Consider the following 13,322-nt stretch of genomic DNA (forward strand, 5'->3'; position numbering starts at 1 on the left):
AATTCTTATATAAAGGGGTTTTGTATATGTTATTTAAAGGTTCTGCAGTTGCTTTAGTTACACCTTTTAATGAAAATGGTGTTGATTTTGAAACTCTTGGTAAATTAATTGAATATCATATAGAAAATAGTACTGATGCAATAGTTATTTGTGGAACTACAGGAGAATCCACTACTATGAGTGATGAAGAACAGCTTGCTGTTATAAAATATACTGTTGATAAAGTTAATAAAAGAATACCTGTTATAGCTGGAACTGGCTCAAATAACACTGCACATTCTATTTATTTAAGTCAAGAAGCTGAAAGACTTGGAGCTGATGGATTATTAGTTATAACTCCGTACTACAATAAAGCTAACCAAAAAGGACTTAAACTACATTTTGAAACTATAGCTAAGAGTGTAAATCTTCCTATAATAATGTACAACGTTCCAGGAAGAACATCTATGAATATGAAACCTAGCTTAGTAGCAGAACTTGCTAAAATAGATAATATAGTTGCTATAAAAGAAGCTAGTGGGGATTTATCTCAAGTCGGAGAAATAGCTAGATTGGTTCCAGACGACTTTGCTATTTATTCAGGAAATGACGATAGTATAATTCAATTATTATCAGTTGGAGGTCATGGAGTAATATCTGTTCTTGCTAATGTATGCCCTAAAGAAACTCATGATTTAGTGTATAAGTTTTTAGAAGGGGATATAAAAGGATCTAGAGAATTACAACTTAAATTAAAACCTTTAATAGATGCTTTATTTATAGAAGTTAATCCTATACCTGTTAAAACTGCTATGAATTTACTTGGATTTGATGTTGGAAATTTAAGGTTGCCTCTAGCTGAAATGGAAGATAAAAACTTAGAAATTTTAAAACAAGAATTAAAAAATCAAGGATTATCATTAGGAGAAAAATCATGCTAAAAGTCATAGTTAATGGATGCTTTGGAAAAATGGGTAGGGTTTTAACTAAATGTATAGAAGATGACCCTAATTTAGAATTGGCTTATGGAGTATCTTCTAACCAAAAGGAAAAAACATCTTTTAAAGTTTTCTCTACTATGTCTGATATACCTAAAAAATGTGATGTAATAATAGATTTTTCTCATCACTTAGCTTTAGATGACGTTTTATCTTATGCTTTAAATACTAAAACCCCTTTGGTTATTGCTACAACTGGATACAATGAAGAAGAGTTAAGTAAAATAAAGGATGCATCTAGTGTAATCCCTATTTTCCACTCTTCTAATATGTCTTTAGGAGTTAATGTTTTATTAAAATTAGTAAGAGAAGCTACTAAAGTGCTAAATGGTTTTGATATTGAAGTAATAGAAAAACATCATAATAAAAAAGTTGATGCACCAAGTGGTACTGCTATTATGATTGCTAATGCAATAAAAGACGTACTACCTAATCTTGAATATAATTATGGAAGATATGGTCGTGAGGCGAAAAGAAGTGAAAATGAAATAGGAATACACGCTATTAGAGGTGGTACTATTGTTGGCGAACATAATGTCATATATGCAGGTCATGATGAAGTTGTGGAACTAAAGCATATAGCTCAATCTAAAGATATTTTTGCTAAAGGTTCTATAACTGCTGCTAAGTTTTTAGTTAACCAAAATCCTGGATATTATAATATGGATAATTTGATAAATTAATTTATGGAGGTAACTAATGATAAATTTAAATGATGCTTATGAAATAGCCAAATATATAAAAGAATCAAAAAAAGTAACACCTGTTAAAGTTTATCTAAATACTAATCTAATTAGCTTTAAGGAAGCTAAAGAATTTAAGGTATTTGGTTCTAATGGTTCTTATATACTCATTGGTGATTATGATACAATAAATGATTTTCTAAAAGGTAAGGAAAATCTTATAAAAGATATATACATTGAGTATGATAGAAGAAATTCTGCTATACCTATATACAGCTACCTTCATGAACATGCTCGTATAGAACCTGGTGCTATAATAAGAGATATGACTACTATAGGAAAAAATGCTGTTATCATGATGGGAGCTGTTATAAATATTGGAGCTGTTATTGGTGATAATTCCATGATTGACATGAATGCAGTTATAGGAGCAAGAGGTATAATCGGAAAAAATGTTCATGTAGGTGCTGGAGCGGTTATCGCTGGCGTTTTAGAACCACCTTCTGCTTCCCCTGTTATAATTGAGGATGATGTTTTAATAGGAGCAAATGCTGTAATACTTGAAGGCGTAACAGTAAAAAAAGGCGCTATTGTGGCGGCAGGTTCAGTTGTTACTTGTGATGTATTAGAAGGAGAAGTTGTAGCTGGTTCTCCTGCGAAAGTAATAAAGATAAAAGATGAAAAAACAGCTGATAAAACTAAGTTAATGGACGGTCTTAGAGATTTGGATTAAATATAAAAGGGTCAAATTAATAAATATTAATTTGACCCTTTTACTTTACTAGCTTGGCATGAATTACAGTTCTCGCATTTTCAAATTCATAACTACAAGTAGATAAAGTTAGTATTTTATCATTTTCACTTACTTCTATATTAGTGTTATATAAAGACTTATTTTTTATTTTATTCAGAAATTGTTTATAATCACTTTTAGAATTAAAAGAAGTTTGTATATAATTGTAATTTGCGTCAGTTGTATAAACTGAGAAAATTTTATATTCTAGTTTTTTTCCATCTGGCGTTTCTATGTATATTTTGTTATTTTTGTCAAAGAATTTTTTATCCTTAAATTTCTTTAACTCACCAAACATTGTATTATTTCTCATGTAGTGTCCATAAATAACCGTATTACTATCCTCAAATCTGTTATTTCTATAGTCTAAAAATATAGAACCCGATGGTAAATAATTTTTATTTATATCTTTTTTAAGATAATAATTATTATCTTTAGCTTGAAGAACTGGGTAATCTATATTGGTTCCATCAATATTTATCCATCCTCTATAATCTTTGTTTATATCAGATAAATCTAAAGTAGTCTTATTGTAATGAATATATGGTTTAACCTCTTTATTATCATCTACCTCACTATTTCCTACTTTGTAATTATCATTACTTTGTACTTTTGATACAAGTTGTTTTTCTCTTGTTTCTTTTATTTTCTTTATATCATCATATACTTTATCTGCCTTTTTATAGTCTAAAACCTTGCTTATAACCTTATAACTTCCAAATAATAATGCTATTATTAAGACTATATTTATTAAAATCCTTGATTTCTTCATGGTATTTATACTCCTAATTAAACTAATTATATTATATACCACATAAATATAACTTTGAATATAAAAAATTTGCTTCGCTTAAGCCACTGCGTGGGCTCTATACTTCATCCGTTGCTTGAGCGACGTGTTAGCGAAGCACTTCAAATTTTCTTTTTGCACTCACTAAACTAATTGATATTACTTAACTATAATAGTTGTCCATAGTTTTTGAAGTATCATAATTTCCTTAAGCGTAAAAAAGTATAGATAAATTTATCTATACTTTTAATAATAACAAATTTTTATAGTTTATATCTATCACTGTAAGAAAGTTGCTCCATCTAATGTCTGAATCATATCTATATTAGGCGATATCCCAATAACATAAAATGTATATATTCTATTTGGATTTATATTTACTAAGTTGCTTAAAATTGTTTTTTTATTTTCCGTCAATTCTATATCCATCTTATACTCTCCTATTGGCACATTTTCATACTCTGTATAATCTGTATAACCTACATTATTAAATATTTCTTCTCCACCCATTAGTATATTGACATTTGGTGCTTCTGGAACTAAGTGCACAAACTTAATCTTCGATGTATTATCTTCTGGAATTCCCATTTTCTCTGGTATAGGAAGTATATCTATTTTATCATTTTTTTCTATAATAGCTGCTGTTATAAGCTCATCATTTTTTACATCGATACTAACCTCAGTCAAAGGACTCTCCCTTTCATCTTTTAAATAAACGCTAAATATATGCTCTCCTTCTGGTACATATATATATGGTGTAAATTGAGCAAATCTTACGTCCATATAAAAAGGAAATCCATCTATATATACATCTAATTCTTCTCCACTTACCAAAGCATGTAATACTCTAACCAATGAATATTTCTCATTGAAATTTCTCAAAAAAATCCCCCCATTAATTATAATACTTTCATACTAATATCATATTAATAGAAGGGTGTTTTTGATACTAAGCTATATCAGTATCTCTAATTTCTATTTCTGTTCCTTCTGGTGCTTTTATTTTAAATAAACTTTCACCTTCTACTTTATATACAATTTCTCCATTTTTAACTTTAAAATTAGTATATCCTAGCGATTTGATCCTTTCATACTCTTCTTCCACATTATCCACAATAAATCCCATATGCACTGGGCCTTCATTTAGAGATGTCCAATTTTTAAACTTATCCCCAGCTTTAGGTGTCTGAAGCTCTATCATAAAAGTACCTTGCTTTATCCACGTATTATATTCTCTATTGTGGAAGTTTTTACTCTCTTGAACTACTTCAAATCCTAGTATTCTTGTGTAAAAGTCTAATGATTCCTTGTATTTTTCTGTTTGGATACATATATGATGTATCATTTTTATCCCCATATTTAATCCTCCTGCAACCATTTTCATTTTGAAGTTATCCACTTTTCAACCATTTTTACAGTTAATATGTGTATAAATATATCTTAGCTTAGTTTACTTATATAGTTTATATAAATTATAAAATTTTTGTAAATAAAAAGTTGCTCTTAAGAGCAACTTTTTATTTATCTATCTTCATTTGTAACATTGAATACGTATGGTACATTTCTGTAATAATCACCATAGTTTAATCCATATCCAACAACAAACTTATCTTCTATTTCAAATCCACAGTAATCTGGAACTAATTCAACTTTTCTTCTACTTGGTTTGTCAAGTAATACACAGCACTTTATACTTGCTGGGTTTTTAGCTCTTAAATGATTCATAACATGATGCATAGTTAGTGCCGTATCCGTTATATCATCTACTATTAACACATCATACCCTTCTAAATCAGAGTTTATATCTGATACAACTTTTACATTACCACTACTTTGTTCTCCGTGGCCGTAGCTTGAAGTTGTCATAAACTCTATTTTAACTGGAACAGTTATGTTTCTTACTAAGTCAGCGCAGAAGATAAAACTTCCTTTTAATAAAGATACTACTAAAAGATTTTTTCCTTCATACTCTTTAGATATTTGTTCACCTAATTCCTTAAGTCTAGTAGCAATTTGTTCTTCAGAACATAAAACTTCCCACTTTTTAGTTTCGATATTCATAATAAATCCTCCATTATGTATAAATGATACTTTCAATTTTATAGGAGATTAGATGTTTTTGCAAGGAGAATTACTTAACCTTGTTCATGTCATCCATTACATTTATTATAACCTCATCTGTAACAGACATACCTTTGTCGCTTACTCTTCCTAAGTTTTGTATACTTTGCTCTACTTTAGATCCAACTATACCATTCATTGGTGGTACAAAACATTGTTGTTTAGCTATTATAGCGCTTTGTACTGCTGCTGATGCTGCTGATGCTAATTTTAATGCACAACCTGCTTTTGCACCATCACATATCATACCACTTAAGTTAGCTACCATATTTTCTATAGCACCTTCTATTTGTTTTTTATCTCCATCCATTAACCAAGATAAACCTGCTGTAGCACCTGTTGATGCAGCAACTCCACATCCACACACTGCTGATAATCTTCCTGTATAGTTTTTAATGTATGCTGTAACTAAGTGAGATATAGCTAAAGCTTTTGCTAATCTTTCATCTGATTGAGGGAATTTCTTGTTGTATGCTACTATTGGAAGTATAGCAGTTAAACCATGATTTCCACTACCATTTGAACTCATAACAGGCATTTTAACTCCTGCCATTCTAGCATCTGATGCTGCTGCTGTTATCATCATAGCTTGGTTCATTAAGTCATCTCCAAGTAATCCATCTTCCATAGATTTTTTTATTCCGTATCCAACGCCTATACCTACTTTTTGATTTAATCCATAATTAGCTATTTCTTCATTCATAGTTATTCCTTCTAATAAGAATTCTATGTCTTTAAAGTCTAAATCTTCTACATTTTTAACTAATTCTTCTATAGTTATAGTGTCCATTATATTTTCTTCTTTTTCTGTTGTAACAGCTATTTCTTCTATACCTTGTTCATTTAATAAAACATTTCCATTCTCTTCTAAGTAAACGAAGTTATCATGCTTAGTTCTTATAATAACCTTTGAAGTTCTAGTTTTTCCTTCTAAGTTTACTTCTATATATACCTTTTCTTTTGTGTCAGCTGGTGATATTGATATTGGATGAGTATCCATGTATTCTTCTGCTTTTTTAACTTCTTCTTCAGTTAAAGTTTCTAATACTCTTAATCCGTTTTCAGAGTGTCCACCTATAAATCCTAAAGCTACAGATATTTTTAATCCTAATCTTTCTGTTCCTGGTATTCCTACACACATTCCGTTCTTATATACGTTTGGGCTAACTAATACGTTATGCTTAACTATTTCTTCCCCTAATAATTCTTTTGCTTTAGCACAAGCTAGTGCAACTGCAACTGGTTCTGTACATCCTAAAGCTGGCTTTACTTCTGCCTTTAATATATTAACTATTTGATTTCTTACATCCTTCATAATATTTCCTCCCATATAAATTAAATTTATGCTTTTATATTTAGCAATATATATGCCAACTTTTTAAATTAATTATTATTTTTTTATTATTTAATTTACCTAACTAAAACGTTTTCGTGAAATACTTATATATAAGCATTTATCATCATTTTTCTACATTATAATTAAGATTATTATTTTTTTAATTTTTTCTAAATCCGCATTTAAATATTAATTTTGTGTATAATTTTATAATTTTATCTCAATTTGAGTAAAAAAAATCTCAAAATGAGATTTTTTCTCATTTTGAGATAATTTTATATTTTTCTAGTTTTCTATATAAAGTAGCTCTAGATATACCTAATGCTTTTGCAGCTAGCTCTTTATCTTTTTTATAATCTTTATATTTATGCAATGCTTTAATGATTTCTGCTTTTTCTAATTCTTCTAAAGTTCTTATCTTATCATTTTGAACTACTGATTCTTCTAACTCTACATTTTTTAATTTATTAGGTATTACATCTAATGTTATAGTTTCTCCTATAGACATATTAACGCCATACTCTATTATATTTTGAAGCTCTCTTATATTTCCTGGCCATCTATATTCTAACATTACATCTAACACATCTTTGTCAATACCAGTTACATGCTTTTCTAACTTTCTAGAATATTCTTTAATCATAAAATCTATTAAATCTGGTATATCATCTTTTCTTTGTCTTAAATTTGGAAGTGATATAGGTATTACATTAAGCCTATAATATAAATCTTCTCTAAAAGTTCCCTTTAATACCATTTTTTCTAAATCTTTGTTGGTAGCTGCTATTATTCTTACGTCTATAAATTTATTTGATTTTGCTCCAATTTTATTTAGTTCTTTTTCTTGTAATACTCTAAGTAATTTTGCTTGTAGATGTAGGCTCATATCTCCTATTTCGTCTAGGAATATCGTACCCTTATTAGCTATTTCAAACTTACCTAGTTTACCACCCTTTTTTGCTCCTGTAAAAGCTCCTTCTTCATAACCAAACAATTCACTTTCTAGTAAATTATCTGGTATGGCTGCACAGTTTACCGCTACAAATGGATTTTCACATCTATTACTATGATTATGTATAGCTCTTGCAAATAACTCTTTACCAGTACCACTTTCTCCTGTAATCAGTACTGTAGAAGTAGATTTAGAAGCTATTAGTGCTTCCTTTTTAACGCTATTTATAGTGCTACTATTTCCTATTATATTTTCTAATGTTATACTATAATCTTTATTTATTTTATTATAGTTTTTAATAGCATCTTTTTTATCTATAAAGTCTATAACATACCCTTTTAGTTCTTTCTTTAAAATAATTTCATTTATATTGTATATTCCTTTTAATTCATATCTATCTAATCTATAGTTAAAACTATGAGACTTTTCTTTTTTAAAATTATCTCTTGGTGGTTTTTTTATGAATTCTAAAAGCTTAAATATATTTTTACCATTTATATTATTTTCTAAATTGAATATTTTCCTAAATTTTAAATTATATTTATCTATATTTCCATCTACATCAATAGATACTATAGCCTTATCTATACCATTTACTAAAGTCTCTAGCTTTTTCTTTTCTAATTCTAATTCATAAGCTTTTACTTGAGCTTTAATTTTATTAGATATTAAATCAGCCATTTTACCTAAAAAATTCATTAATATATCTTTATTATTTTTTATACCCTTAGCTTGTTCTTCTGTAAAAGCTATAAGACCTATAACTCCATAGGTTACGCCTTCGCTTATTATAGGGCAACAAACCTCTGCAAACTCTTTACAATCTCCACTATTGGAGCATTCATTACATATATCATTACAACTTGGATCATCTATTATTATTTCTATCTGTTCTATTAGACATTTATTAAAAGCAGAGTATCCACTTATTTTTTCTCCTATTTTTTCTAGATATATACCTGTACCTGCAACTCTAGTTAAGTCATCATCTACTATGGTTACATCTATACCTAAAACAGCTACTATTGCTTCTGCTATATTTTGAATATCTTCTCTTATGTATTTTAAGTTTGCCATATTAATCCTTTCTTAATCTTTTTAAATTAAGTATTTCTTTTATATCCTTTAATACTAAATATATTTTATTTAGCGTAAATTGTATAGATATTAATATAACAAACATCATTACTACTATGATTAATTGATAATTTATACTCATAACTATATGGCTCCTATTTTTAGTTTAATATATAAAAGACCAGGCTAACCTAGTCTTTATATATATTAGTAAAATCTCTATTTTCTTTTTCCTATATAAATGTATCTTTCATTTTCTACTTCTTTAACATTACCTTCAAAATCTAAAGTTGAAAATAATTTTGCAACATCATTTGGATAATGATACTTGATATTTTCTCCGCACAGTTTATGCTTTAGATTCTTTAACTTAACTTTAATATTTTTTAAATTTAAGTCTTCTAATATTAATTCACCATCAATCTTTAGTACTCTGTTAATTTCTTTAGATGCTTGCTTGAAATTTCCAGTGTTATTAAAGTGATCTAATATTATAACTTTATCAAAATGTCTATCTTCAAAAGGCAATAGTTCAAGTGTTCCTTTTATAACATTACAGTTTCCGTTGTGTATTAAGGAATAACATACGTCTTCATAAGGGCTATTCTCAAGTATTGTTACATATACTCCTAGCCTTCTTAATCTTTTCCCTAGGTCACCTATTTTTCCTACAAGTAGTATATGATTGCCTACATTATACTTTATCGTATCTAAAAAACAAGTTATATCATCAGAGTTATCTGTCAAACTAATACTAGGGTCGTAATCATGATATAATACGCTTTTCACAGTGCTCCCCCTCTTTACTTTCTGCATTTATAACTAACATCATAGAATAAATTATAATAAATAAGGAGCAACTATTCAACTAGTAAATTTTTAGTTTTTTTATGAAATCCTATTCATTATTATTTTCACTCATTTTTTTTATTTTCGATATAGAAACTTCATAAGCAATTTTCTTTATACTATTTCCATCCTCACCTTTTTTTTCATATTCCCTACTTTGAACTCTTCCCCACATTTGTATTCTATCTCCAACCTTTAAGCCTTTAGCAAATTTTGCATTTCTTCCCCAAACTATTGATGGTATATAGTCTGATTTATTGTATGGTCTATTTATTGCCACTAATAAATCCGTTATCTCTCTTCCTAATGGAGTCTTTCTATAAACAGGCTCTTTACATATGTAACCATCTAAGAATATACTATTTGGATCTTTATTTTCATCTTCTATCGTCTTTATTTCTCTAACAAAAACAGTTAAAACTAGTCTATTTCTATTATCAACATTTTTATTATAAGACCTTAGCTGACCCAATATACTACATAAATTACCTTCCTCTATTTTTATATCTTCTAAAAGTCTTTCTGAAACTGTAATAGGAAGTATATCATAAGAATCACTAAGTCTATTTATTTTAATAGTAGTATTATAAAACTTCTCTCCAAATATTTCATGACTAAACTCTAAATTTTCACTCAGTTCTCCTCTTAAATTCACTATGTTCGTTTCTTCTTTAACTGTAACCATCTTTATCCCCCCACAATTTGTTAATTGTATATTTTATCTTTTATATAATAAATATATTTATAAATCCTTACTTTTATTACTACTTATTCTGTAGCTTTTGAACTCCATTACTATCCACTTTGAAATTTTCTTTATATGTTATTTCTGATACAGGAACTATTTTATATCCGTCCTTCTTTAAATTAAATATTATAGTGTCTATGTAATTTTCTACATTACTTACATTTGAATGGAATAATACTATAGATCCTGGTTCAGAGTTTTTCATGACTCTATCAATAACATGATTTGCACCAAATCCCTTCCAGTCCATAGAATCTAGACTCCATTTAATAGCTTGATGACCTAATGAATTGCTCACTTCTAGAGTTTCTTTATCTGTATCACCAAATGGAGGTCTAAATAAACTTATTTTTTCTCCTGTTATATCGTATATTTTTTCTGATACTAACTTAATTTCCTGAGCCTTTGATTCTTTTGATAGATTTTTAAAACTTGCATGTGTATTAGAATGATTTCCTATTTCATGACCTGCATTATGTATTTTTTCAACTAATTCCTCATTATCTTCTATCCAACTGCCCACCAAAAAAAACGTAGATTTTACATTATGTTTTTCTAAAACTTGTAAAATTTCATCTATATTATTTGTTCCCCACGCTACATCAAAGGTTAAAGCTATTTCTTTATCATTTGTATCAACACTATGTATTGGCATACTAGATACTTCTTTTTCATAACATACATATCTAATCCCACCTATTAAAACTATTATAAAAACTATTGTTATTCCTAAAAAGAAAGTACTAGATCTAAAATATTTTATTTTTTTAGACTTAGACTTCATATTTACACCTCCTTTTTGTTGTCCTATATTTAAAATTTATTTTTATTTATTTCAAAAAATTACTATAAAAAAAATTTTATTATTTGGGCAAATTAAAACTAATACTAATATAAGGTGGTGTTATTATGTCAAATATAAGAAGTTCTTTTAGTAATATTAAAGGACGTCAAGTTGAAACAGCTAGACAAACATTTAAACTTGAAAATAGGCACTATCTAAGAGAAGCACATGGAATTGAGGAAGGTATACGTAAAAATAAAAAAATAAAAATTGATAGGAAGTACTAATAAAATTTTTTTATAAACGTATATAAAAGTCGATTCTAGGGTAAATTAGTATCAACAATACAATATGTATTGTACACAACATCTAAGGAGGAAATTTACTATGGCAAACAACAACAGAAAAGCTGTTCCAGAAGCTAAGGCTGCATTAAACCAAATGAAGTTAGAAATAGCTAATGAAATAGGATTATCTAACTATGACACAATAGACAAAGGTAACTTAACAGCTAGACAAAACGGTTATGTTGGTGGCTATATGACTAAAAAATTAGTTGAAATGGCTGAAAACCAAATGGCTGGTAAATAGTATAGTAAATTCTGACATCTAAGTGATAAGAGGCTACCTAAATGGTAGTCTCTTATATTTTTACGAATAAAAAAAGACATTTTATTTATTGAATATATTTAAATTCTACTTTTATTTTTGTATATTTTGGTTTAATATATTATATAGAAATAGTTTACGGAGGATGGTACAATGTTTGAAAACTCATCTGAAGAATTAGCTTCTCACAAGCTTTTAATTTTATATATTTTAAATAAAATTAATATGGATTTAACTAATTCTCAAATTACTCAAGTTATCTTAGAAACTGAGACTATGAATTATTTTTCTCTTCAACAGTTTTTAAGTCAACTTATGGAATCTAAATTCTTAGTTACTTATGAAGATTCTGGTAAAGAATATTACTCTCTTACTCAAAAAGGATTAGAAATATTAGAGTACTTCTTATCTAGAATACCTGAAGATACAGCTAGAAAAATAGACGAGTATATAATAAATAATAAAGAGAATCTATTATCTGATACACAAGTAAAATCAAGCTTTGTAAAACAAAGTGATCATGAATTTATTGTTAACTTGAGAGTTATTGAAAATCAATCTAACTTAATAGATTTAAACTTAAATGTTTCATCAGAGAAACAGGCCAAGCTTATTTGTAACAATTGGAAAAAAAATGCATCATATATGTATGCAGAAGTTATAGATTTACTTATACGTGATAATCACTAAGCCTATAAACATATTATTGTTGTAGGCTCTTTTCCTGTTTTAATTTCATTTATAAACGTATGATTTGTTGTGTTATATACTTTTAAAGAGTTATTTTGAGTGTCAGATACAAATAATAATTCTTCATTCCTAGAAATAGCTAAACCTTGAGGGTTACCATTTATTTCAATTTTATTTTTAATTTCTAAATTATTATAATCTAATATTACTACCTTTTTATATCCTAAATCCGCTATATATACCTCACTTTTACTATAATTAAAGCATATTTCTACTGGTATTAAAAACTGATTTATTATGTGTTTTATCTTCATATTAAATCCATCTAATACTATTACACTTCCATCTAATGTAGATACATATACTTCATTTTTTTTAATATCCACCTTTATATGCCATGATTTAAAGTCTATCTTAATCTCTCTATCTATACATTTGCTTAAAGTGTCTATACAATATATAGAATTTTTACAAGGTACATATAATTTATTTTCTTTTTCATTAAAATCAAATCCATGTGGTGTTTCTCCTACACCAATTATACCTATTGGTTCTAGTGTATGTTCATTTATTATATAAATACTATTAGAATCTTCGTTAGATATATAAAGTTCCTCTTTAGATATACCTATCTGACTTAAATTCCCACCTATAGACATGCTATCTATTATCTTCTTTAGCTCCAAATCTAGTATATACATTGTTCCATTACTCGAACTAGGTAAATACATTATCTTCTGCTTTTTATTTATACAAAAATGGTGTGGATAAGTTCCCTCATCTAATAGGATTTCTTCAGCTTTAAAATCTTTATAATCTAATATACTTATGCTATTCGATAGATAATTTGAAATGTATAGCTTCAAATTTTGGCCTCCTTTATTGTTTATACATATACTACAATAGTATATTC

17 protein-coding genes are annotated in these 13,322 nt (G+C 27.7%); 6 read left to right on the forward strand and 11 right to left on the reverse strand.

What is annotated here, in order from left to right:
* Positions 1–26: 26 nt before the first annotated feature.
* Genes dapA through dapD form a run of 3 tightly spaced genes read left to right on the forward strand, consistent with a single transcriptional unit; the run spans position 27 to position 2,393 of the window.
* Complete coding sequence (gene dapA, locus I4U89_RS09680; protein ID WP_195940170.1) at positions 27–920, forward strand: 4-hydroxy-tetrahydrodipicolinate synthase; 894 nt, start codon at positions 27–29, stop codon at positions 918–920.
* On the forward strand, positions 914–1,660 hold the full coding sequence (dapB, locus tag I4U89_RS09685; protein ID WP_195940171.1) for a 4-hydroxy-tetrahydrodipicolinate reductase: 747 nt from the start codon (positions 914–916) through the stop codon (positions 1,658–1,660). Before dapA ends, dapB begins: the two co-directional genes overlap by 7 nt.
* 16 nt (positions 1,661–1,676) lie before the next feature.
* Positions 1,677–2,393, forward strand: coding sequence for a 2,3,4,5-tetrahydropyridine-2,6-dicarboxylate N-acetyltransferase (gene dapD, locus I4U89_RS09690; RefSeq protein WP_195940172.1), 717 nt, complete (start codon positions 1,677–1,679; stop codon positions 2,391–2,393).
* A 40-nt stretch (positions 2,394–2,433) separates the two neighbouring features.
* Here dapD and srtB read toward each other — a convergent pair whose 3' ends face one another.
* The 10 genes from srtB to I4U89_RS09740 form a co-directional block, all read right to left on the reverse strand.
* Entirely contained in the window at positions 2,434–3,225 is a 792-nt protein-coding gene (gene srtB, locus I4U89_RS09695; RefSeq protein WP_195940173.1) for a class B sortase, read from the reverse strand.
* Positions 3,226–3,522: 297 nt separating this feature from the next.
* Positions 3,523–4,125, reverse strand: a complete 603-nt coding sequence (locus I4U89_RS09700; protein WP_195940174.1) for a DUF4397 domain-containing protein — start codon at positions 4,123–4,125, stop codon at positions 3,523–3,525.
* 67 nt (positions 4,126–4,192) lie between these two features.
* Positions 4,193–4,600: a VOC family protein gene (locus I4U89_RS09705; protein ID WP_195940175.1), complete on the reverse strand. Its 408-nt coding sequence runs from the start codon at positions 4,598–4,600 to the stop codon at positions 4,193–4,195.
* 164 nt (positions 4,601–4,764) lie between these two features.
* Positions 4,765–5,304, reverse strand: coding sequence for a hypoxanthine phosphoribosyltransferase (gene hpt / locus I4U89_RS09710; RefSeq protein ID WP_195940176.1), 540 nt, complete (start codon positions 5,302–5,304; stop codon positions 4,765–4,767).
* A 70-nt stretch (positions 5,305–5,374) separates the two neighbouring features.
* On the reverse strand, positions 5,375–6,679 hold the full coding sequence (locus I4U89_RS09715) for an L-cysteine desulfidase family protein (protein ID WP_195940177.1): 1,305 nt from the start codon (positions 6,677–6,679) through the stop codon (positions 5,375–5,377).
* Positions 6,680–6,959: 280 nt separating this feature from the next.
* Positions 6,960–8,729 (reverse strand): sigma-54 interaction domain-containing protein, encoded by a 1,770-nt coding sequence (locus tag I4U89_RS09720; RefSeq protein ID WP_195940178.1) that lies wholly within the window; start codon positions 8,727–8,729, stop codon positions 6,960–6,962.
* A gap of 1 nt (position 8,730) precedes the next feature.
* Entirely contained in the window at positions 8,731–8,871 is a 141-nt protein-coding gene (locus I4U89_RS09725) for a hypothetical protein (protein ID WP_166504718.1), read from the reverse strand.
* Positions 8,872–8,948: 77 nt separating this feature from the next.
* Positions 8,949–9,518, reverse strand: coding sequence for a class I SAM-dependent methyltransferase (locus tag I4U89_RS09730; RefSeq protein WP_330615554.1), 570 nt, complete (start codon positions 9,516–9,518; stop codon positions 8,949–8,951).
* Between the two features lie 109 nt (positions 9,519–9,627).
* The gene (locus I4U89_RS09735; RefSeq protein ID WP_195940180.1) at positions 9,628–10,263 is read right to left on the reverse strand and encodes a single-stranded DNA-binding protein; all 636 of its coding nucleotides are present in this window, start codon (positions 10,261–10,263) and stop codon (positions 9,628–9,630) included.
* Between the two features lie 79 nt (positions 10,264–10,342).
* The gene (locus I4U89_RS09740) at positions 10,343–11,110 is read right to left on the reverse strand and encodes a polysaccharide deacetylase family protein (RefSeq protein WP_195940181.1); all 768 of its coding nucleotides are present in this window, start codon (positions 11,108–11,110) and stop codon (positions 10,343–10,345) included.
* Positions 11,111–11,235: 125 nt separating this feature from the next.
* On the opposite strand from I4U89_RS09740, the gene I4U89_RS09745 reads away from it, so the two are divergent.
* From I4U89_RS09745 to I4U89_RS09755, 3 genes are all read left to right on the forward strand, one after another.
* Entirely contained in the window at positions 11,236–11,397 is a 162-nt protein-coding gene (locus I4U89_RS09745; protein WP_195940182.1) for a hypothetical protein, read from the forward strand.
* A gap of 100 nt (positions 11,398–11,497) precedes the next feature.
* On the forward strand, positions 11,498–11,701 hold the full coding sequence (locus I4U89_RS09750; protein WP_195940183.1) for an alpha/beta-type small acid-soluble spore protein: 204 nt from the start codon (positions 11,498–11,500) through the stop codon (positions 11,699–11,701).
* A 171-nt stretch (positions 11,702–11,872) separates the two neighbouring features.
* On the forward strand, positions 11,873–12,409 hold the full coding sequence (locus I4U89_RS09755; protein ID WP_195940184.1) for a DUF4364 family protein: 537 nt from the start codon (positions 11,873–11,875) through the stop codon (positions 12,407–12,409).
* A 2-nt stretch (positions 12,410–12,411) separates the two neighbouring features.
* On the opposite strand, the gene I4U89_RS09760 is transcribed toward I4U89_RS09755, so the two are convergent.
* Positions 12,412–13,275, reverse strand: coding sequence for a YncE family protein (locus tag I4U89_RS09760; protein ID WP_195940185.1), 864 nt, complete (start codon positions 13,273–13,275; stop codon positions 12,412–12,414).
* Positions 13,276–13,322 lie beyond the last annotated feature (47 nt).

Source organism: Romboutsia sp. 1001713B170131_170501_G6, from assembly GCF_015668195.1.
GTDB lineage: Bacteria > Bacillota > Clostridia > Peptostreptococcales > Peptostreptococcaceae > Romboutsia_C.

Excerpts from the sequence above, each read along its gene's own strand:
- dapA (WP_195940170.1), top strand. The coding sequence starts at position 27 with ATGTTATTTAAAGGTTCTGCAGTTGCTTTAGTTACACCTTTTAATGAA.
- dapB (WP_195940171.1), top strand. The coding sequence starts at position 914 with ATGCTAAAAGTCATAGTTAATGGATGCTTTGGAAAAATGGGTAGGGTT.
- dapD (WP_195940172.1), top strand. The coding sequence starts at position 1,677 with ATGATAAATTTAAATGATGCTTATGAAATAGCCAAATATATAAAAGAA.
- srtB (WP_195940173.1), bottom strand. The coding sequence starts at position 3,225 with ATGAAGAAATCAAGGATTTTAATAAATATAGTCTTAATAATAGCATTA.
- I4U89_RS09705 (WP_195940175.1), bottom strand. The coding sequence starts at position 4,600 with ATGGGGATAAAAATGATACATCATATATGTATCCAAACAGAAAAATAC.
- hpt (WP_195940176.1), bottom strand. The coding sequence starts at position 5,304 with ATGAATATCGAAACTAAAAAGTGGGAAGTTTTATGTTCTGAAGAACAA.
- I4U89_RS09715 (WP_195940177.1), bottom strand. The coding sequence starts at position 6,679 with ATGAAGGATGTAAGAAATCAAATAGTTAATATATTAAAGGCAGAAGTA.
- I4U89_RS09720 (WP_195940178.1), bottom strand. The coding sequence starts at position 8,729 with ATGGCAAACTTAAAATACATAAGAGAAGATATTCAAAATATAGCAGAA.
- I4U89_RS09725 (WP_166504718.1), bottom strand. The coding sequence starts at position 8,871 with ATGAGTATAAATTATCAATTAATCATAGTAGTAATGATGTTTGTTATA.
- I4U89_RS09735 (WP_195940180.1), bottom strand. The coding sequence starts at position 10,263 with ATGGTTACAGTTAAAGAAGAAACGAACATAGTGAATTTAAGAGGAGAA.
- I4U89_RS09740 (WP_195940181.1), bottom strand. The coding sequence starts at position 11,110 with ATGAAGTCTAAGTCTAAAAAAATAAAATATTTTAGATCTAGTACTTTC.
- I4U89_RS09745 (WP_195940182.1), top strand. The coding sequence starts at position 11,236 with ATGTCAAATATAAGAAGTTCTTTTAGTAATATTAAAGGACGTCAAGTT.
- I4U89_RS09750 (WP_195940183.1), top strand. The coding sequence starts at position 11,498 with ATGGCAAACAACAACAGAAAAGCTGTTCCAGAAGCTAAGGCTGCATTA.
- I4U89_RS09755 (WP_195940184.1), top strand. The coding sequence starts at position 11,873 with ATGTTTGAAAACTCATCTGAAGAATTAGCTTCTCACAAGCTTTTAATT.